The following is an 18,861-nucleotide window of genomic DNA, read 5'->3' as shown; positions in this document are numbered from 1 at the left end:
GTTCAGCTTCCTCGGTAGGTGGAGTAGGCGAAAGGGCTCAGCAGCAGCGGTACATGGTAGTGCTGGGCCGGGTCGGTCAGGCTGAAAACAAGGGAAACGCTGGGGAAAAAGGTGTTCGTTCCCGCGGCGGCAAAGTAGTCGCCGGTGGCAAAGTCGATGCGGTAGGTTCCCGGTTCGAGCGCCTCGGGGCCGAGGCTGCCGATCCTGCCGTCCCCGTCAGTGGTTCCCGCTCCGATCCGGTTCCAGCCGCCGTCGCCGTGGGACCAGAGGGAGGCCGCGACGCCGGCGGCGGGCTTGCCGGTTCCGGTGTCCAGGACGTGGGTGGTGATGCGGCTGCGGGTCATGGAGCTCAGCAATCCTTCGAGTCGGAGGATGGCGATGTCGCGCAGCTGGGCGGCGATGACGGGGATTTCTTCGGCTGAAGTGTTCCCGAGCCGCTCCTGGAGGGAAGCCAGAATCTCCTCGGCGGTCCGGCCGGCGGCGCGGATGAGGAAGATCCGCCCGAATTTCTCTTCATAGGCGCGGTTGCCGGCCAGCAGCCGGTCCTGGGCGCCGTCGAGGCCCGGGACCGACGCCTGCTCGCCGCGGGAGAACCCGGCCTCGGCACCGTTGCCGGCCGGGCGCTCGCCAATCCGCGGATGATGCGCCAGCGCGGCGTCAATTTCGGCTTCGGTCCAGTCGGGGGCAGCGAGCTCGGCGAAACTCAGCAGCTCCCCGGGGGTGGCGAAGGGCCGGGCCGCTGCGATTTCGCTGCTCCAGCGGGGAATGTCCACGCAGGGGCGCAGCATGGCTTCCGCGTCCGCAGCCGGCGCCGCGTTGAACGCTGTGAGGAAGTCTTCGGAGGAATCTGCTGCCATGGGTGTCAGCTTTCAGGTAGGCATTCCGCCGCTGCCGGCGCTGAACACCCTTGACCATCGGACTCGCCGACTTGATTCGATGTTTTCCGGCAACGCAATTGTTATTTCGGCCAGTTTGGGGGCCAGAACTGCACCTGTCAAGGAACCGGCAGTGGCGCCGGAACAAAACGTCACGCTGTTTCCTGCGCGTTAAATTCCCGCTGCCCGTGGGTTAATTGGCGGCGGAAAAGTCCCACACAGCTGCCCCCGGTCGAGCCGCCCGCACTGCCACCGCCCGTCCAATGGCCGCCCGCTCGCCGGTGCGGCGGGCAAAGCGATCCCGGCGGCAGGGGATCCCGCGCGGCGGATCAGCGTGGTACGCTTCCGTGAAATTACCGGAGCCATTACGGCACTCGAGGATATTTTTGGTCGAATGAGAAATAGCATTCTTACCGATCGAGGCGGCAATTCGCAGCCGTAAACTCCATCGCCGTCTTTTATTGTTCTTGCCATTGTTGGAACTGTTTTCGCGGAGTCAAGGCCCCCGCCGTGCGGTGGGGGAAACTTCCCGCTTGGTTGCAGGGTTGACCGGCGGCGGTTGCCGTCGGCCGGTGTTGCTGGAGGGTTGGCCGCAGTGTTGGACATGTTGGATGCACTGGCCTCGGCCGTGAGGGGCGGCGAGCCCTGCGCCGCCGCCACCGTGGTCCGCGCGTCGGGGTCCGTTCCCCGCCCCGTGGGCACCTCAATGCTGATCACCCGGTCGGGAAAAATCACCGGGTCCCTGTCGGGCGGCTGCGTGGAAGCCGCCGTCGCCGCCGCGGCCGAGGAGTCGCTCGCCGACGGCCGGGCGCGGCTGGAGACCTTCGGCTACGACACCGCCGACGCCTTTGCCGTGGGCCTGAACTGCGGCGGCACCCTGGAGGTCCTGATTCAGCCGTTTCCGCCCGGCCGGCTGCCGGCCGTTCCCGCCGCCGGCACCCCCTGCGCACTGATCACCCGGGTTGATGCCTCAGCGGCTGCGGTGCCGTTGCTGGTGCCCGACCCGGCCGCCGCGGCAGCCAACCCGGCGGAGCTCCTGTCCCGGCACGGCGCGGAGCTGCGGTCCCTGCTCGGCGTGGATCCGCGGCTGGCGGCCGCCCGCCTCGCCCCGCTGCTCGCCGCCGGCCGCACCGGGCTGGTGGAACTGGGCGGCACTGAGTGCGGCGGCGCTCCGGTGGTCCTGTTCCTGGAATCCCGGCTCGCCCCGCCGCGCCTTGTGCTGATCGGCGCCAACGACTTCTCCGCCGCGCTGGCCCGGCAGGGCCGGCTGCTGGGCTACCACGTCACAGTCTGTGACGCCCGGCCGGCCTTCACCACCGCTGAGCGGTTTCCGGCGGCCCACCTCGTGCGCGTGCAGTGGCCGGACCGGTACCTGCAGGAGCAGGCGGAAGCCGGAGAGCTGGACGCCCGGTCGGTGATCTGCGTGCTCTCCCATGACGCCAAGTTCGATGTGCCGGTGCTGGTCACGGCCCTGCAGCTGAACGTGGCCTATGTGGGGGCCATGGGGTCGCGCCGCAGCCACGAGGCGCGGATGGCCGCCCTGCGCACGGCCGGACTCACCGGCGGGCAGCTGCAGCGGCTGCACTCCCCCATCGGTTTGGACCTTGGCGCCGCCAGCCCGGAAGAAACGGCCCTCTCAGTGTTTGCCGAAGTGGTGGCAGGCCGGTCCGGAGCGGCCGCCAGCGGGCTGCCGCTCCGGGAATGTTCCGGCCCCATCCATCCGTTCAACCGACAACACGTCAGCTAGGGGAAACGCATGGATTTGCCCACCGTCTCGGAACTGGTCAGCACCGCTGACCCGCGGTCCTGGCGTCCCGGGGACGCCTGGCTCGCCGGCGGCACCGTGCTGTTTTCCTACGGCAGCGACACGCTGGAACGCCTGCTGGACATCACCACGGCCGGGTGGGAACCGCTGACCGCGTCCGACGCCGGCCTCGAGATTGCGGCCACCTGCACCATCGCCGACCTGTATGCCTTTCCCGCGGCCGCTCCCCGGACCATGCGTGCGCTGTGGACCGCCCTGGACCTGGTGCGTCCCTGCTGCGACTCGTTTGTGGCGTCCTTCAAGATCTGGAACGTGTCCACGGTGGGCGGCAACGTCTGCGCCGGGCTGCCCGCCGGACCCATGACCTCCCTCACCGCGGCGTTGGACGGCGTCGCCCTCCTGTACGCCGCTGACGGCACGACCCGCCGGCTGCCGGTGGCCGAGCTGGTGACCGGGGACGGCCGGACCGGCCTGGCGTCCGGGGAGCTGCTGCGCAGCATTACCGTCCCGGCCGCGGCGCTTCGTTCCCGCACCGCGTTCCGGCGCCTGTCCCTGACCAACCTGGGCCGCTCCGCGGTGCTGCTGATCGGCCGCTTGGGGGAAGACGGCGGTTTTGTGCTGACCGTGACCGCCTCCACCAAGCACCCGGTCCAGTTGCGCTTCCCCTCCCCGCCCTCCGCGGCTCAGCTGCGCACGGCACTCGGGGCGGCAGTGGCGCCGGAGCTCTGGCACGACGACGTCCACGGGCTGCCCGCATGGCGGCGCTCCATGACCGAACGGCTCGCGGAGGAAATCCGGGCCGAACTCGCGGCTCCGCCGGCCCCCGGTTCCCGCCCGAAGGATGGTTCCCAATGACTTATCGGATCAACAACACCAAGGTCGACGCCGCCCCCTTCCCCGGCCAGTGCCTGCGCACCTTCCTGCGGGAGCAGGGTTATCTCGGCGTGAAGAAGGGCTGCGACGCCGGCGACTGCGGCGCCTGCACCGTGCATGTGGACGGCAAGCCTGTGCACAGCTGCCTCTATCCCGCTGTCCGCGCCGACGAGCGGGAGATCACCACCATCGAGGGCCTGGCCGGCGAGGACGCACTGCACCCGATGCAGCAGCAGTTTCTGGATGCGCAGGGATTCCAGTGCGGCTTCTGCACCGCCGGAATGATCATGACCGCCGCGACCTTCGACGAAGAACAGAAGCAGGACCTTCCGCGGAACCTGAAGGGCAATCTGTGCCGCTGCACGGGCTACCGGGCCATCGAGGACGCGGTGTGCGGGGTACGGCACGCGGCCGTTCACGGGTCAGGGACCGGGAATGCCAGCGACGAGCGCACCGGGAGCGCCGCCGCGGAATACGCCGGCGACATCGGCACCGGGCAGGCCGGGCACACCGGCAGCATTGGCAGCAACGTCCCTGCCCCGGCCGGCCCGGCCATCGTCACCGGGAGCGCCCGCTATACCCTGGATCTTCCGCGCGCCGTCCTGCCTGAGGGGCTGCTGCACCTGAAAATCCTCCGCTCTCCGTATCCGCATGCCAGGATCACCTCGATCGATGTTTCCGAGGCACTGGCGGTCCCGGGCGTCGAAGCAGTCTTCACCCACCACGATGCTCCGCTGCAGCGTTTTTCCAGCGCCCAGCACGAACTGCACACCGATGACCCTGACGACACCCGGATCCTGGACGACGTCGTGCGCTTCAAGGGCCAGCGCGTGGCGGCCGTCGCGGCGTCGTCGGTGGCTGCCGCCGCGGAAGGAACCCGGCGCATCAGGGTCGAGTACGAGCTGCTGCCGGCAGTTTTCAACCCGGCCGCAGCCATGGCGCCCGGCGCTCCGCTGCTGCACCCCGGGCCGGACGGCGGAAGCAACATCGTGGCCGAACTGCATTCCGAAATCGGAGACCTCGACGCCGGGTTCGCCGCCGCCGACGTCGTGCATGAAAACACCTACGAAAGCCAGCGGCTGCAGCACGTCGCCCTGGAAACTCACGCCGCCGTCGCCTGGTTCGACGAGGCCGGCCGGCTCACCGTCCGCACCTCCAGCCAGGTGCCGTTCCTGGTCCGGCGCACCCTGTGCCGGATCTTCGAGCTGCAGCCCGGGTCCGTGCGGGTGGTCGCCGGGCGGGTGGGCGGCGGCTTCGGCGGCAAGCAGGAAGTGCTCACCGAGGATCTGGTTGCCCTGGCCGCGCTGCGCCTGAACCGGCCCGTCCAGCTGGAACTGACCCGGGAGGAGCAGTTCACGGCCAGCACCGTGCGGCATCCGTTCGCCGTCCGTGTCCGGGCCGGAGCCGCCCGCGACGGCACGCTGACCGCGCTGGAGCTGGACGTCACCACCAACACCGGAGCCTACGGAAACCATGCCCCGGGCGTGATGTTCCACGGCTGCGGCGAGTCGGTTGCGGTGTACCGGTGCCGCAACAAGAAGGTGGACGCCCGGGCCGTCTACACCAACACCATCCCCTCCGGGGCGTTCCGCGGTTACGGCCTGAGCCAGATGATTTTCGCCGTCGAATCAGCGATGGACGAACTGGCCCGCGGCATCGGCATGGATCCGCTGGAGTTCCGCCGCCGCAACCTCATCGCTCCGGGTGATGCCATGCTCTCCACCGCCGCCGAACCGGCGGAGGATGTGCACTACGGCAGCTACGGCCTGGACCAGTGCGTGGACCTCGTCCGTGCTGCGCTGGACCGCGGGCTGCAGTCCGACGACACGTCGGGAGCGGACCTGGCTGCGGAATGGCTGCTCGGCACCGGCACCGCCGTCGCCATGATCGATACGGTGCCGCCGCGCGGACACATCTCCCACGCGAAGATATCCCTGCTGGCCGACGGGCGCTACGGGCTCGACGTCGGCACTGCCGAGTTCGGCAACGGCACCACCACCGTCCACACCCAGCTGGCCTCCACTGCCCTGCACACCAACCCGGGACAGGTGGTGATCCGCCAGTCCGATACCGACCTGGTGGACCATGACACCGGCGCCTACGGTTCCACCGGCACGGTGGTGGCCGGCAAGGCCACGCTGGCCGCCGCAGCGGAACTGGCAGTGCTGCTGAAGGGATTCGCTGCGTCGCTCTTCGCCAACACCTCCGCCCAGGTGCAACTGGAGGCCGCGGCGGTGGAGTGCGACGGCGAGCGCCTGTCCCTGGCCGAGGTCGCGGCCCGGGCGCAGGAGGCCGGCATAGAACTGTCGGCGGAGGGACGCTGGGGCGGCACCCCACGGTCGGTGGCGTTCAACGTCCAGGGCTTCCGCGTGGGGGTGCACAGCGGCACGGGTGAAATCCGGATCCTGCAGAGCGTGCATGCCGCGGACGCCGGCGTGGTTGTGAACCCCGCCCAGTGCCGCGGCCAGGTTGAGGGCGGAATCGCGCAGGCCCTGGGCGCTGCACTGTTCGAGAAGGTGCGCGTCAGCGACACCGGCGAGGTGCAGACTCGAATCCTGCGCGAGTACCACGTGCCCACCTTCGCCGACGTGCCGCGCACCGAGATCCTCTTCGCCGACACCGACGACGCCCTCGGGCCGATGGGCGCCAAATCCATGAGCGAGAGTCCGTTCAATCCGGTGGCCCCGGCGCTGGCCAACGCCGTCCGGGATGCCACGGGCCTGCGGTTCAGCGAGTTGCCGCTGGCGCGGGACTCCGTCTTCCTGGCCCTGCAGGCAGCGCGGACCGCCTAGAGCGGGCCGCTCAGTGAGGACCGCTTATGCCTGTTCCGCTCGAACCGGCGCGCATTTCCGCGATCCGCAGCCGCAGGAAAATGATCAGCAGCACCAGTGCCCACACCGCCAGCACGGCTAGCGCGGCGACAAACAGCAGATACACCATTCCAAAACCCTGGATAGCCATCATGATTTCCCCCATCGGTGAGCGGCAGTTTCCGCGAGCCTACTCCGGGTCACAGGGCCTTTCCGGGATTCAGGATGCCCAGCGGGTCCAGGGCGCGGCGGATGGAGTGCTGAACACCCAGGGAGACATCCCCGAGTTCGGCACCCACCCAGTCCCGCTTGAGCAGGCCCACCCCGTGCTCTCCGGTCAGGGTTCCGCCGAGCCGGTTGGCAAGGAAAAACATCTGCCCGAGCGCTTCCTTGGCCGGCCCTTCGGTGACCGAGTCCTGCGGGTCCATCACAATCATGGGATGCAGGTTTCCGTCCGAGGCATGGGCGATCGTAAAGATGCGCGCACCCGTGGCGGCGGAGATCTCCTCCAGCCCGGTAACGGCTTCCGCCAGCCGGCCCCGCGGCACGCCGATGTCACCGATCGACACGCGGCCGATCTTCTCCAGGGACGGAATGGCCTCGCGCCGTGCAAGCACCAGGGCGGCGGCCTCCTCGTCGTCGGCGGCTTTGCTGCAGGACCCGGCGTGCGGACTGACGGCGTCGAGCACCACATCCTGTTCCAGGAAGGCGCCGTAGCCGTCAGTCTGCACCAGCAGGAAGGAGGCGCCGCGGGACCGGTAGTTCGTGCCCAGCGCAGCATCGACGGCCTCGAGGGTGGGCCCGTCCATGAGCTCCATCATCGACGGTTGGATGCGGGCGGCCACCACCGCCGACGCAGCCCGGGCGGCGCTTTCGACGTCGGGGAAGAACGCCGCCACGGTGGCGGTGGCCACCGGCAGCGGACGCAGCCGGAGGGTGGCCTCGACGACGACGCCGAGCGTTCCTTCGGAGCCGATGATCAGCGCGTTCAGGTCATACCCGGTGACGCCCTTGATGGTCTCCCGCCCGGTGCGCAGCTCCCGCCCGTCCGCCAGGATGACCCGCAGCGCCAGCACCGATTCACGGGTCACGCCATATTTGGCGCACCGCATTCCTCCGGCGTTGGTGGCGATGTTCCCGCCAATGGAACAGATGGCGGTGCTCGCGGGATCCGGTGCGTAGAACAGCCCGTACTCGGCAGCCGCCGCATTTATTTCCGCGTTCAGCACTCCGGGCTGGACCACGGCCAGCTGTTCCACCGGGTCGATGCGCAGGATCCGATTCATTCCGGAGACATCCAGCACCACTTCACCGGAGCGGGCTGAGGATCCGCCGGCCAGCCCGGTGCCGGCCCCGCGGGGCACCACCGGAACACGGTGCGCGGTCGCCAGCTTCAGGGTTGCCGCCACGTCCTCGGCGGAGGCGGCAAACACGACGCCGTCCGGATGCGTGTCGGCGACGAAGCCGGAGCGGTCGGTGCTGGCGTGTTCGCGGTGGACGGCGTCGCGCGAGGCATGCGGGGCCGCGCCAAGCAGGGCGTCGCTGGCCCCCGGCCCGGACACATCCAGGGTGGACTCGGAATCGGAGAAAAGACTCATGGCTACGGCACCATCCATCCCAGGACCGAGGTGGATTGGAGCCAGACCAGGAGCGTCATCAGGGCCAGCAGCCCAAGGCTCCAGCCAAGGAGTTTGCGGAACAGGGTGCTTTCGGACCCTTCCAGTCCCACCGCTGCTGCGGCAATGGCGAGGTTCTGCAGCGACAGCATCTTGCCCATCACGCCAGCCGACGAGTTCGACGCCGCCATCAGGGTGGCGGACAGCCCGGTTTCATTGGCGGCGGCAACCTGCAGTTGGCCGAACAGCGAGTTGGAGGATGTGTCGGATCCGGTCAGGGCCACCCCGATCCAGCCCAGCAGGGGTGACAGCAGGGCAAAGAATCCGCCGGCGGACGCGAGGGCGACGCCCAGCGTGGTGGTTTGCCCGGAAAGGTTCATCACGAAGGACAGCGCCAGCACGGCGCACACCGTCACGATCGTCCAGCGCAGCTGCTTGAGCGTTTCCCCGTAGACCTTCAGTCCCTGCCCCGGCCGGATCCGGTACAGCAGCATGGTCAGGATTCCGGCAAACAGCAGCAGCGTGCCGGTGGCCCGGATGTGGTCAAAGCGCAGGGTCTGCGCGCTCACCGCCTTGCCGTTCGAGTCCACCACGTCCAGGCCGGGCCAGCGGAACGTGACGCTGCCGATTTCGGTCAGCCAGATCTTGATCCCGGGCACCTGCGCCAGCGAAAACACCGCGATGATGATCAGGTAAGGCGCGGTGGCCATCAACACGCTGCGGGCATCAGGCCGGGTGGTGCCGCCCGCCGCAGCGGATTTTCCGGCACCGGGGGGTGCACCGGAAGCCGTGGTACCGCCGACGGGTGCGCCGGAAGCCGTGGCTCCGCTGACGGGTGCGCCGGAAACCGTGGTTCCGCTGACGGGTGCGCCGGAAGAGCGCCGGCCCCGGCCGCCGCTGCCGGGCTGGCCGGCAGCCGATTCAACGGTGTCAGTGGTTTTCGGAGCCGCTGCCTCTTGGGCGTCAGGCACTTCGGTCTCCTGCACCTCCCCGGACATGCCGATGATTTCTGCCGGCTGCCAGACCCGGAGCATGAGCAGCACCGCGGCGACGGTGGCCACTGCTGCCACAACGTCGGTCAGCTCCACCACGAAGAAGTTCGACGCCACGAACTGCGCGAGCCCGAAGACGAAGCCTGACACGAGGGCCACCGGCCAGGTCTGCCGCAGTCCGCGTTTTCCGTCCACCAGGAAGACCAGGATGAGCGGAACCACAAGGGCGATGAAGGGGGTCTGCCGCCCGGTCATGGAGGACAGTTCCTGGAGCGGAATCCCGGTCACCCCGTTCAACGCAATGATGGGGGCTGCCATCGCGCCGAACGCGACGGGGGCGGTATTCGCCAGCAGCGCGACGATGGCGGATTTCAGCGGCTTCATCCCGGCGGCCATCAGCATGGCTGCCGCGATGGCCACGGGCGCACCGAAGCCGGCCAGGGACTCCAGCAGGGCACCGAAGCAAAACGCGATCAGGATGGACAGGATCCGCAGGTCATCGGAGATGGAACGGATGGTGCGGCCAAGCACTTCGAACCAGGGCGTGGCTACCGTGAGTTTGTAGATCCACAAAGCGTTGATCAGAATCCAGAGGATCGGAAAGATCGCGTAGAACGCACCGAGGCCGGTGGCGGCCACCACCTGGTCCACGGGCATCCGCCACGCAATCACGGCCAGCAGGATGGAGAGCACCAGGCTGATGACTCCCGCCTGGTAGGCCTTCATGCGGAAAACTCCCAGCAGGACAAACAGCACGAGCAGCGGCAGGGCAGCCAGAACCGCCGAAATCGCCAGCGATCCCCCCACTGGATCCAGAATCTGTTCAAATGCCTGCGCCTGAATATCCACGAAAACCCCTTTGTTCTGCCGTGGCCGATGCCCACTCAGGACAGGGGCATCCCCCCGTTCGGTGAACGTAGCGTTGACCCTAGGGCCGGAGCCCTTCGCGGTCAACGGTGCATAACAAAAAAACTCCTCCGCCGGCAGGCAGTGCCCGGGGCCGGCGGAGGAGTTTCGTCAGGGGTTGGTCATCCGGGTTGTGCTACCCCGGGGCGGGAGGTTCAGGCGCGGGGGTTCAGGCGGTGGCTGCCGCCTCCTTGATGTCCTGGTCGTCGATGCCGAGCATCTCCAGCTTTCCGCTCTTGCGGTCCGCCAGGTACTCCTTCATTTCCTTCTTGATCACGGGCAGCAGCAGGTAGACGCCGAGCAGGTTCACGAACGCGCAGACAAAGAGCGCGGCGTCGGCGAAGCTGATGACCTGGCTGAAGGACAGCACGCAGCCGGCCACGGTGAAGGTCAGGAAGATGACCTTGTAGGTGACCTCGCGGCGCTTGCCCCGGCCGAAGAGGTACTCCCAGGACTTCAGGCCGTAGTAGGACCAGGTAATGAGGGTGGAGTAGGCGAAGAGCGCGACGGCGATGGAGAGCACGATCGGGAACCAGGGCAGGACGGTGGCGAAGGCATCGGAGGTGAGGATGACGCCGTCGGGCGCAGATCCGCCGGCCTGGACCTGGTCGATTCCCGCCTGCAGGCTGGGCGTGGAAGCCATGATGATGGCCAGCGCCGTCATGGTGCAGATGAGGACAGTGTCCACGAGCGGCTCGAAGAGCGCCACGAAGCCTTCGCTGACCGGGCGGCGGGTCTTGACCGCCGAGTGGGCGATGGCCGCGGAGCCGACACCCGCCTCGTTGGAGAAGGATGCCCGCTGGAAGCCGACGATCATGACGCCGACGACGCCGCCGGCGAAGCCCTCGGGGCGGAAGGCGCCGTCAATGATGGCGCCGAAGGCTGCCGGGACGTTCTCGAAGTTGACGATGATGACGAACAGGCAGGCCACAATGTAGATGCCGGCCATGGCGGGCACCAGCTTGGAGGTGGTGGCGCCGATCGATTTGATGCCGCCCAGGATCACCACGGCCACCAGGACGGCCAGGACCAGCCCGAAGATCAGGGCCGCTCCCGCGCTGCCGAGGATGCCGTCGTCGCCGCCGGTGACGTTCTGGATCTGCGCGAACGTCTGGTTGGCCTGGAACATGTTGCCGCCGGCCACACCGAAGATCAGGATCGCGACCGCAAAGATTCCGGTGAGGATTTTGGCCGGCCACCGGCCGAAGCGCGCGAAGGCCACGGGCAGGTATTTGAACGGACCGCCGCTGATGGAGCCGTCGGCATGGACTTCGCGGTACTTCACGCCGAGGGTGCATTCAGCGAACTTCGAGGCCATGCCGAGCAGCCCGGCCAGGATCATCCAGAACGTGGCGCCGGGGCCGCCCAGGGCCATGGCCGCACCGACGCCGGCAATGTTGCCCAGGCCGACGGTGCCGGAAAGGGCGGAGGTGAGTGCCTGGAAGTGCGGCACCTCGCCCGGATCGTCGTGGGAGGAGAACTTGCCGCGGACCACCTGCACGGCGACCTTCAGCCCGCGGAACTGGATGAAGCCGAAGTAGAACGTGAAGACGATGCCGGCCAGGATCAGCCAGGCGACGACGGCGGGGAAACTGAAGTCTCCGATGGTGATCGGGAAGAAGACGATCCCGGAGAACACCGTGGTGATCGGTTCGAAGAACGAGTTGACGGCGGAATCGATGGTTCCGAGCAAACCACCGTCCTCCGATGCCGGTGCCATGGAAACTGCCCGTGCTGCGTTCATGGTTCGAGCCCCTGTTTTCTGTAAGTATGTTGCCGAATGCGACAACATAGCCTTGCTTAATACATAGGTGTTGCACAAATCACACGTTGCCTTACAATCCGTCGTGCCGCCGTCGTTCCGCCGGCCGTGGAATGTGCCCCGATCGCTCCCGTGCTAGGTTGAGCGGCACCAACCGCCCCGTCCCCCAGCAGGTGTGACCATGAGCAAACTGAGCACTGCAACGTTGTCCGGCGTCTCCGCCAAGCTGCCCGTCCCCTCCTATGACCGCGCCGGCCTCAGCGTCGGCATTGTCCATTTCGGCGTCGGCGGTTTCCACCGCGCGCACCAGGCCATGTACCTGGACCGGCTGATGAATGCCGGCGGGGCCCGGGACTGGGCCATTTGCGGAGTCGGCGTCCTGCCGGGCGATGCCGCCATGAAGACCGTCATGGAGAACCAGGACTGCCTGTACACGCTGGTCCTCAAGAATCCGGACGGCACCCGGGAGGGGCGCGTCATCGGGTCCATCGTCGAGTATCTGCTGGCCCCGGAGGACCCTGAGGCCGTGATCGAGAAGATGGCAGCGCCCGGCACGAAAATTGTCTCCCTGACCATTACCGAGGGCGGTTACAACTTCCATCCCGTGACCGGTGAGTTTGATGCTGCCAACCCCGCCGTGGCGGCTGACCTGGAGCCGGGGGCCGTTCCGTCAACGGTCTTTGGGCTGGTCACCGAGGCGCTGCTGCGGCGCCGGGACCGCGGTCTCCCGCCGTTCACCGTGATGTCCTGCGACAACATCCAGGGCAACGGCGACGTTGCGGCCAAGATGTTCACCGCCTTCGCCGGCCTGCGGGATCCTGGGCTGGGTGAGTGGATGCAGGAAAAGGTGGCCTTTCCGAATTCAATGGTGGACCGCATTACACCGGTCACCACCGACGAGGACCGGGCCATGGTGGCGGCGGACTTCGGCGTGGACGACGCCTGGCCGGTGGTCAGCGAGGACTTTGAGCAGTGGGTGCTGCAGGATGATTTCCCGCTGGGCCGCCCGCCTTTCGAGGACGTCGGCGTGCAGGTGGTGGACGACGTCGAGCCCTACGAACTCATGAAGCTGCGGCTGCTCAACGCCAGCCATCAGGGGCTGTGCTACTTCGGCTACCTCGCCGGCTACCGGTACGCGCACGAGGTCTGCCAGGATCCGCTTTTCGCCCGGTTCCTGCTGGATTACATGGACAAGGAAGCCACCCCCACGCTGAAGCCGCTGCCGGACGTGAACCTGGCCGGGTACAAGCACAAGCTGATCGAGCGGTTTTCCAACCAATATGTCCGCGACACGCTCGCCCGGCTGTGCGCCGAGAGCTCGGACCGGATCCCCAAATGGCTGCTGCCGGTCATCCGGGAGAACCTGGCCAGCGGCGGGGAGATCCACCGTTCGGCTGCCGTCGTCGCCAGCTGGGCGCGGTATGCCGAAGGCTTCGACGAGCAGGGCGAGCCCATCCAGGTGGTGGACCGGCTGCGGAAACCGTTAATGGCTGCCGCAGGACGCAACCGCGAGGATCCGCTCGCCTTCGTGTCCAACCGCGAACTTTTCGGAGACCTGGCGTCCAATGACCGGTTCATCCGGGCGTACACCGCTGCTCTGGCTTCACTGCACGACGCCGGCGCCCGGGCCACGGTTTCCGGCCTGGTTTCGGAGCGGGGACGTTAAGCCGCGGAGCGGGGGAACTACACAGCCGCTGCAGTCCTGCCGAAAGTTTGCGGACCATTGCTCATTTGACAGGGCCTGTTTATAGTTCACCGAAATAAGCGCAGGGCAATTCTCACATGATCAAAGGTGACGTATGAGACGACGCAGCAGACCCCGCAGGTTTCGGCCCGGCATCGGAAGATCGGCGGCGGCATCGGCGGCGGTGCTTGCACTCGTGCTGTCCGGATGCGGCGCTGAAAGCTCCGAAGGACCGGAAGAAATCGTGGTGGCCATTGTTTCCAATCCGCAGATGACTGACGCCATTTCGCTGGAGGAGGACTTCCGCGAGCAATATCCGGATATTGACGCGCGATTTGTTTCCCTGCCGGAGAATGAGGCCCGCGCCAAGATCACGGCCTCGGTGGCCACCGAGGGCGGCGAATTCGACGTCGTCATGATCTCCAATTACGAGACCCCGATGTGGGCGGAAAACGGCTGGATCACCAACCTGCAGGAGTATGCCGACACCACTGCCGGTTACGACCCGAACGATTTTGTGCCCAACATCCGCGAAGCACTGAGCTACGAGGGGGACCTGTATTCCGTTCCCTTCTACGGCGAATCTTCCTTCCTCGCCTACCGGGAGGACATTTTCGAGGAGAACGGGCTCACCATGCCGGAGCGGCCCACCTGGGAGGACGTTGCCGGATTCGCCGAACAACTCCACGATCCGGACAACGGATTCTCCGGCATCTGCCTCCGCGGCCTGGCCGGCTGGGGCGAGGTGATGGCGCCGCTCGGAACCATGATGAACACCTACGGCGGAGGCTGGTTCGACGAGGACTGGAACGCCACGCTGGACTCGCCCGAGGTGGAGGCCGCCGTGACCGACTACGTGGACCTGGTCCGCACGTCCGGGCAGCCCGGAGCCGCCACCAGCGGGTTCGGCGACTGCCTGACCCAGTACAGCCAGGGCACCGCCGCCATGTGGTACGACGCAACCTCCATGGTCTCGTCAGTGGAGGACCCGGCCTCCTCCCTGGTGGTCGGCAAAACGGGCTACGCCCAGGCGCCCGTGCAGGAAACGGAATCCTCCGGCTGGCTGTACAGCTGGTCCCTGGCCATCCCCACCACCAGCGAGAAAAAGGACGCCGCCTGGGACTTCATCTCCTGGATGACCAACAAGGAATACATCCAGCTGGTGGGCGAGAAGATCAGCTGGGAACGCGTGCCGCCCGGCAGCCGGCTGTCGACCTACGAGATTCCCGAATACGCCGCCGTGGCCGAGGCCTATGCCGAGCCCACCCTGTCCTCCATGGCCGGCGCCTCGCAGGAGACCAGCATGGCCAACCCGGTGCCGTATCCGGGCCTTCAATTCGTGGGGATCCCGGAATTCCAGGATCTGGGCACCCGCGTGGCGCAGCAGATCTCGGCAGCCATCGCCGGACAGAAATCGGTTCCCGAGGCCCTGGAGCAATCACAGCGCTACGCCGAAACCGTCGCGGAAAGCTACCAGTCAGGAGAAAACAGATGACCAGCCTGGTGGACAAACATCAACAGAAGGTCCGCCGCGAGACGGAGCAACGGCGGGCCCGCGGCATGTCCAGCGCCGAGGGCTGGAGGCGGCGCGGGCCCCTGCTGCCGGCTCTGGTCTTCACGCTGATCGTGACCCAGGTGCCGTTCCTGTTCACCATTTGGTATTCCCTCCAGAACTGGAACCTGCTCAATCCCGAGGGCGACCGGTTTGTGGGGCTGTCCAACTATGTGGAGATCTTCGCCGACTCCACCTTCCGCCAGGCAGCGATGAACAGCGTGATCTTCACGTTGGGCTGCGTGTTCTTCGCGATGCTCCTCGGCATCGTCTTCGCCCTGCTGCTGGACCGCTCCTTCGCGGGCCGCGGGGTGGTCCGCACCCTGTTGATCACACCGTTCCTGATCATGCCGGTGGCCGGCTCCCTGCTCTGGTCCGTGTCCATCCTCAACCCCAGCTACGGCCTGTTGAACTGGCTGATCGGTCTGGTGGGCATTTCCCCGGTGGACTGGACCTCCGTCCACCCGATCGCCTCGATCCTGATGTCCCTGGTGTGGCAGTGGACACCGTTCATGATGCTGCTGGTCCTGGCCGGGCTCCAGGCGCAGCCCAAGGACGTGCTGGAAGCGGCCCAGGTCGACGGGGCCGGCTGGTGGCGGACCTTCATCTCCGTGACCCTTCCCCAGCTCCGCCGCTACATCGAACTCGGGATCCTGCTCGGCGCGATCTATGTGGTGAACACCTTTGACCAGATTTACCTCATGACGGCCGGCGGGCCCGGGACAGCCAGCGCCAACCTGCCGTTCTACATCTATCAGCGGGCCTTCCTGGGCTTCGACATCGGGCAGGCAGCCGCCATGGGTGTCGTGGTGGTTATTGCCACGATCATCATCGCGACCTTCGCCCTCCGCCTGATCTTCCGCAGCTTCGACGTAAAGGACTAGCCGTGGCCACACAGACAGAATCGGCTTCTTCCGAAAGCACCCCGTCGGGCCGCCGCCCGGCAGCACCGGCACGCCGCAGCAAACCAGAGACGACGTCGTCACTGTTGACGGTGCTGACCTGGGTCATCGCCATTGCATTCTTCTCACCGGTCCTGTGGATGGTGCTCACCTCCTTCAAACAGGAGTCGGCTGCGGCCTCCAATCCGCCGTCGTTCTTCTTCACCCCCACCCTGGACCAGTACCGGGCCGTCATCGATGCCGGGGCCGGCTCCTACTTCGTCAACTCGCTGATTGCCACCGGCGTCTCCACGCTCCTGGTCGTGATCATGGCGGTGCCCGCGTCGTATGCGCTCAGCATCCGGCCCGTCAAGAAGACGCAGGACGTGCTGTTCTTCTTCATCTCCACCCGGATGCTCCCGGTGGTGGCGGTCATCATGCCGATCTACGTCATTGCCGGCCAGCTGAAGGTCCTGGACAACATCTGGACCCTGGTGGTCCTTTACACCTCGATGAACCTGCCCATCGCGGTATGGATGATGCGCTCCTTCTTCCAGGAGGTGCCCAGCGAGGTGCTCGAGGCGGCGCAGATGGACGGAGCCGGGCTGCTGAAAACGCTGTGGCGGGTGCTGATGCCCATGGTGGCACCGGGCCTGGCCGCCACCGCACTGATCTGCGTCATTTTCGCGTGGAACGAGTTCTTCTTCGCCCTGAACCTCACGGCGGCCAGGTCTGCGACCGTGCCGGTGTTCCTGGTCTCCCAGATGACCAGTGAAGGCCTGTACCTGGCGCAGCTGTCCGCCGCCTCGGTGCTGGCTTCCCTGCCGGTGGTCCTCGCGGGCTGGGTCGCGCAAAAGCAGCTGGTCCGCGGGCTGTCCATGGGCGCCGTGAAGTAAGGGCCGGCGCTGCCCGGATCGGCCCTAGCCTTCCCGGGCCCGGCGGGTTTCCCTGTCGTTGGCCTTCCGGATCGCGGCCACCAGCTCGGCCTTGCTCATGGCTGAACGCCCGGGGATGTCCAGGTGCGAGGCCACATCGTAGAGGTGCGCCTTGGAGGCATTGGCATCCACTCCGCCGGCCGTTGCAGCGGAGGAATTCCGGCCGCCCTCGGCCCGGGCATCCGAGGGCCCGGACTCCTCCTTGGCCTCCCAGCGGTCGCCCACCTTTTCATGGGTGTGCTTCAGGGCGGCGAAGGCGGTGCGGGCAGCCCGCTCCTCATCGCCGTACTCCTCCGCCGCGGAGTCGAACGTCTTGGCGAAGGTGTCCTGGGCTTTGCTGTCCGAGCGCTGCAGGGTGGAGGGTATTTCCTCCTCGATGGCGTGGCCGTCCTTGCCGGTTTTAGGCATTACGCGTCCTTGCCGGGGATCTGGCCCGGTGCGGGAATCGGGCCATTGCCGGGAATCGGCCGAGGTCCGGGGATCGGGCCCGGGGCTCCGCCGATAAAAGGAGCCGCGCTGCCGAAGACCCCGTTCGGTTCCATGGCCGACAAAACCTCATCAGCATCGGTGTCATCGGGCAGCGGTTCGGGCTGCCGCCACGCCTGCGTTCGGTCCGGAACGGCATTGCGGGTCAGGCCGTCGGTTTCCAGCTTCATTTCCTCGTCCAGGCGCCGCCCGTGGGTGGTGTTTCCGCGTTCGGACATGATGGGTTCCTTCCGCAGGTACGGTTACTCAGCGTCCTTACGGTCTATCAAAGGAACCGCACGGGCTCAACCCGCCGCGGCTGCCCGCTTAGCACTCCACCACGTTCACGGCCAGGCCGCCGAGCGCCGTTTCCTTGTACTTCGAGCTCATGTCGCGGCCGGTTTCACGCATCGTCACGATCACCTCGTCCAGCGAGACGCGGTGGTCGCCGTCGCCCCAGAGCGCCATCTTGGCGGCATTCACGGCCTTGGCGGCACCAATGGCGTTGCGTTCGATGCACGGTACCTGCACCAGCCCGCCGATCGGATCGCAGGTCAGCCCCAGATTGTGTTCCATGGCGATTTCGGCGGCGTTCTCCACCTGCTCCGGAGTGCCGCCCAGGATCTCCGCCAAGCCGGCGGCAGCCATCGACGACGCCGACCCCACCTCGCCCTGGCAGCCCACCTCCGCGCCGGAGATGGAGGCCTGTTCCTTGTAAAGCACGCCAACGGCGCCGGCGGTCAGCAGGAAGCGCACGACGACGTCGTCCCGCTCCTCCTGCGTCGCGTTCTCCATGCCCGGGCCGTAGTGGGTGGCATAAAACATCACGGCGGGAATGATGCCGGCCGCACCGTTGGTGGGTGCGGTGACCACGCGGCCGCCGGAGGCGTTTTCCTCGTTGACCGCCAGGGCCACCAGGTTCACCCATTCCTGCCAAAACTTGGGATTCCGGTCTGGGTCCTCTGCGCGCAGCCGGGCATGCCAGGCCGGCGCCCGGCGGCGGACCTTGAGTCCGCCGGGCAGCAGGCCGGTGCGGCGGATGGCTGAATTCTTGCACTCCTCCATGACGTCGCGGATGTGCAGCAGGCCGGCGCGGATCTCCGCCTCGGTTCGGGACGCCAATTCGTTGGCGAGCATCACGCCGCTGATGCTCAGGCCGTTGTCGGTGCAGTGCCGCAGCAGTCCGGCGGCGGTGCGGAACGGAAGCGGCAGCTGCGCCTTGGTGGATTCCAGCTCCAGGGCGGCCGCGCGCTCCTCGCCGTCGCGCACGATGAACCCGCCGCCCACTGAGAAGAACGTGGCCTCGTGCAGCACGCCGCCGTCGGCCGCCGTGGCGGCGAACTTCATACCGTTGGTATGCCGGGGCAGGACGGTGAGGGGGTGCAGGACGATGTCCGCTTCGCCGTATTCCAGAATGCGGAGGCCGGCACCGGGGATCTGCGAACACAGCTGCAGTTTCCGTGTCGCTTCGATCGCTGCGAGCCGCTCTTCAACTTCGCCCGGCAGGATCTTTTCCGGGGCGAAGCCTTCCAGCCCCAGCAGCACAGCGGTCATGGTGCCGTGGCCGCGGCCGGTCGCCGCGAGCGACCCGTAGAGGTCAACGCGGAGGCCGGCCACGGCATCCAGGACGCCGGCGTCGACCAGCTCCGCCGCAAACACGGCAGCGGCACGCATGGGGCCCACGGTGTGTGAGCTCGACGGGCCGATGCCTACGGAGAACAGATCAAAAACGCCAACAGCCACTT

Annotated in this window: 16 protein-coding genes and 1 pseudogene; 8 read left to right on the top strand and 9 right to left on the bottom strand. The window is 67.1% G+C overall.

Translation table 11 applies throughout. The features are described from left to right. Window positions 1-2: 2 nt before the first annotated feature. Window positions 3-344 carry a hydroxyisourate hydrolase gene (uraH, locus tag QNO00_RS17390; protein ID WP_229966675.1) on the bottom strand — a complete coding sequence of 114 codons (342 nt, stop codon included), beginning with the start codon at window positions 342-344 and terminating at the stop codon, window positions 3-5. Window positions 345-350: 6 nt separating this feature from the next. Beyond that, window positions 351-857 (bottom strand): annotated as a pseudogene (gene uraD / locus QNO00_RS17385) (2-oxo-4-hydroxy-4-carboxy-5-ureidoimidazoline decarboxylase); the annotation flags it as partial. Between uraD and QNO00_RS11035 the strand changes: the two are divergent. The 4 genes from QNO00_RS11035 to QNO00_RS11020 all read left to right on the top strand — a co-directional run bounded on the left by QNO00_RS11035 (window position 856) and on the right by QNO00_RS11020 (window position 6,305). Further along, complete coding sequence (locus QNO00_RS11035; protein ID WP_284024545.1) at window positions 856-1,050, top strand: hypothetical protein; 195 nt, start codon at window positions 856-858, stop codon at window positions 1,048-1,050. The pseudogene uraD and the gene QNO00_RS11035 sit on opposite strands and share 2 nt — an antisense overlap. A 429-nt stretch (window positions 1,051-1,479) precedes the next feature. Continuing rightward, the gene (locus QNO00_RS11030; protein WP_349643481.1) at window positions 1,480-2,622 is read left to right on the top strand and encodes an XdhC family protein; all 1,143 of its coding nucleotides are present in this window, start codon (window positions 1,480-1,482) and stop codon (window positions 2,620-2,622) included. A gap of 9 nt (window positions 2,623-2,631) precedes the next feature. Further along, window positions 2,632-3,495: an FAD binding domain-containing protein gene (locus tag QNO00_RS11025; RefSeq protein WP_284024543.1), complete on the top strand. Its 864-nt coding sequence runs from the start codon at window positions 2,632-2,634 to the stop codon at window positions 3,493-3,495. Next, the gene (locus QNO00_RS11020; protein ID WP_284024542.1) at window positions 3,492-6,305 is read left to right on the top strand and encodes a molybdopterin-dependent oxidoreductase; all 2,814 of its coding nucleotides are present in this window, start codon (window positions 3,492-3,494) and stop codon (window positions 6,303-6,305) included. Before QNO00_RS11025 ends, QNO00_RS11020 begins: the two co-directional genes overlap by 4 nt. 10 nt (window positions 6,306-6,315) lie before the next feature. On the opposite strand, the gene QNO00_RS11015 is transcribed toward QNO00_RS11020, so the two are convergent. The 4 genes from QNO00_RS11015 to QNO00_RS11000 all read right to left on the bottom strand — a co-directional run bounded on the left by QNO00_RS11015 (window position 6,316) and on the right by QNO00_RS11000 (window position 11,581). Further along, a complete protein-coding gene (locus QNO00_RS11015) occupies window positions 6,316-6,477 on the bottom strand; it encodes a hypothetical protein (protein ID WP_284024541.1) in 162 nt (53 codons plus the stop codon). Window positions 6,478-6,523: 46 nt separating this feature from the next. Next, entirely contained in the window at window positions 6,524-7,921 is a 1,398-nt protein-coding gene (locus QNO00_RS11010; RefSeq protein ID WP_229966323.1) for an FAD-binding oxidoreductase, read from the bottom strand. A gap of 2 nt (window positions 7,922-7,923) precedes the next feature. After that, window positions 7,924-9,780: an L-lactate permease gene (locus tag QNO00_RS11005; protein ID WP_284024540.1), complete on the bottom strand. Its 1,857-nt coding sequence runs from the start codon at window positions 9,778-9,780 to the stop codon at window positions 7,924-7,926. Between the two features lie 226 nt (window positions 9,781-10,006). After that, window positions 10,007-11,581: an alanine/glycine:cation symporter family protein gene (locus tag QNO00_RS11000; protein WP_284024539.1), complete on the bottom strand. Its 1,575-nt coding sequence runs from the start codon at window positions 11,579-11,581 to the stop codon at window positions 10,007-10,009. A 199-nt stretch (window positions 11,582-11,780) separates the two neighbouring features. Between QNO00_RS11000 and QNO00_RS10995 the strand changes: the two genes are divergently transcribed. The 4 genes from QNO00_RS10995 (at window position 11,781) to QNO00_RS10980 (ending at window position 16,612) form a co-directional block, all read left to right on the top strand. Next, window positions 11,781-13,265 carry a mannitol dehydrogenase family protein gene (locus tag QNO00_RS10995; protein WP_284024538.1) on the top strand — a complete coding sequence of 495 codons (1,485 nt, stop codon included), beginning with the start codon at window positions 11,781-11,783 and terminating at the stop codon, window positions 13,263-13,265. A gap of 289 nt (window positions 13,266-13,554) precedes the next feature. Continuing rightward, window positions 13,555-14,778, top strand: coding sequence for an ABC transporter substrate-binding protein (locus tag QNO00_RS10990; protein WP_229966327.1), 1,224 nt, complete (start codon window positions 13,555-13,557; stop codon window positions 14,776-14,778). Beyond that, on the top strand, window positions 14,775-15,719 hold the full coding sequence (locus QNO00_RS10985; protein ID WP_284024537.1) for a carbohydrate ABC transporter permease: 945 nt from the start codon (window positions 14,775-14,777) through the stop codon (window positions 15,717-15,719). The genes QNO00_RS10990 and QNO00_RS10985 overlap by 4 nt, the downstream gene beginning before the upstream one ends. A gap of 2 nt (window positions 15,720-15,721) precedes the next feature. Beyond that, window positions 15,722-16,612 carry a carbohydrate ABC transporter permease gene (locus tag QNO00_RS10980; RefSeq protein WP_442860510.1) on the top strand — a complete coding sequence of 297 codons (891 nt, stop codon included), beginning with the start codon at window positions 15,722-15,724 and terminating at the stop codon, window positions 16,610-16,612. Between the two features lie 24 nt (window positions 16,613-16,636). Here QNO00_RS10980 and QNO00_RS10975 read toward each other — a convergent pair whose 3' ends face one another. The 3 genes from QNO00_RS10975 to QNO00_RS10965 all read right to left on the bottom strand — a co-directional run bounded on the left by QNO00_RS10975 (window position 16,637) and on the right by QNO00_RS10965 (window position 18,859). Beyond that, window positions 16,637-17,059, bottom strand: coding sequence for a ChaB family protein (locus QNO00_RS10975; RefSeq protein ID WP_229966329.1), 423 nt, complete (start codon window positions 17,057-17,059; stop codon window positions 16,637-16,639). Then, window positions 17,059-17,355: a hypothetical protein gene (locus QNO00_RS10970; RefSeq protein WP_229966330.1), complete on the bottom strand. Its 297-nt coding sequence runs from the start codon at window positions 17,353-17,355 to the stop codon at window positions 17,059-17,061. Before QNO00_RS10970 ends, QNO00_RS10975 begins: the two co-directional genes overlap by 1 nt. A gap of 88 nt (window positions 17,356-17,443) precedes the next feature. Continuing rightward, on the bottom strand, window positions 17,444-18,859 hold the full coding sequence (locus tag QNO00_RS10965) for an L-serine ammonia-lyase (protein WP_229966331.1): 1,416 nt from the start codon (window positions 18,857-18,859) through the stop codon (window positions 17,444-17,446). Between the last annotated feature and the right edge of the window lie 2 nt (window positions 18,860-18,861).

The organism is Arthrobacter sp. zg-Y1219, from assembly GCF_030125545.1.
Taxonomy (GTDB): Bacteria; Actinomycetota; Actinomycetes; order Actinomycetales; family Micrococcaceae; genus Arthrobacter_B.
The sequence above is the reverse complement of the archived record's forward strand: the minus strand, read 5'-3'. Positions and strand labels throughout refer to the sequence as shown.

Bases quoted from the DNA above. Each gene is read 5' to 3' on its own strand.
- uraH (WP_229966675.1), bottom strand. From the start codon at position 344: ATGACCCGCAGCCGCATCACCACCCACGTCCTGGACACCGGAACCGGC.
- QNO00_RS11035 (WP_284024545.1), top strand. From the start codon at position 856: ATGGGTGTCAGCTTTCAGGTAGGCATTCCGCCGCTGCCGGCGCTGAAC.
- QNO00_RS11030 (WP_349643481.1), top strand. From the start codon at position 1,480: ATGTTGGATGCACTGGCCTCGGCCGTGAGGGGCGGCGAGCCCTGCGCC.
- QNO00_RS11025 (WP_284024543.1), top strand. From the start codon at position 2,632: ATGGATTTGCCCACCGTCTCGGAACTGGTCAGCACCGCTGACCCGCGG.
- QNO00_RS11020 (WP_284024542.1), top strand. From the start codon at position 3,492: ATGACTTATCGGATCAACAACACCAAGGTCGACGCCGCCCCCTTCCCC.
- QNO00_RS11015 (WP_284024541.1), bottom strand. From the start codon at position 6,477: ATGATGGCTATCCAGGGTTTTGGAATGGTGTATCTGCTGTTTGTCGCC.
- QNO00_RS11010 (WP_229966323.1), bottom strand. From the start codon at position 7,921: ATGAGTCTTTTCTCCGATTCCGAGTCCACCCTGGATGTGTCCGGGCCG.
- QNO00_RS11000 (WP_284024539.1), bottom strand. From the start codon at position 11,581: ATGAACGCAGCACGGGCAGTTTCCATGGCACCGGCATCGGAGGACGGT.
- QNO00_RS10995 (WP_284024538.1), top strand. From the start codon at position 11,781: ATGAGCAAACTGAGCACTGCAACGTTGTCCGGCGTCTCCGCCAAGCTG.
- QNO00_RS10990 (WP_229966327.1), top strand. From the start codon at position 13,555: ATGACTGACGCCATTTCGCTGGAGGAGGACTTCCGCGAGCAATATCCG.
- QNO00_RS10985 (WP_284024537.1), top strand. From the start codon at position 14,775: ATGACCAGCCTGGTGGACAAACATCAACAGAAGGTCCGCCGCGAGACG.
- QNO00_RS10975 (WP_229966329.1), bottom strand. From the start codon at position 17,059: ATGCCTAAAACCGGCAAGGACGGCCACGCCATCGAGGAGGAAATACCC.
- QNO00_RS10970 (WP_229966330.1), bottom strand. From the start codon at position 17,355: ATGTCCGAACGCGGAAACACCACCCACGGGCGGCGCCTGGACGAGGAA.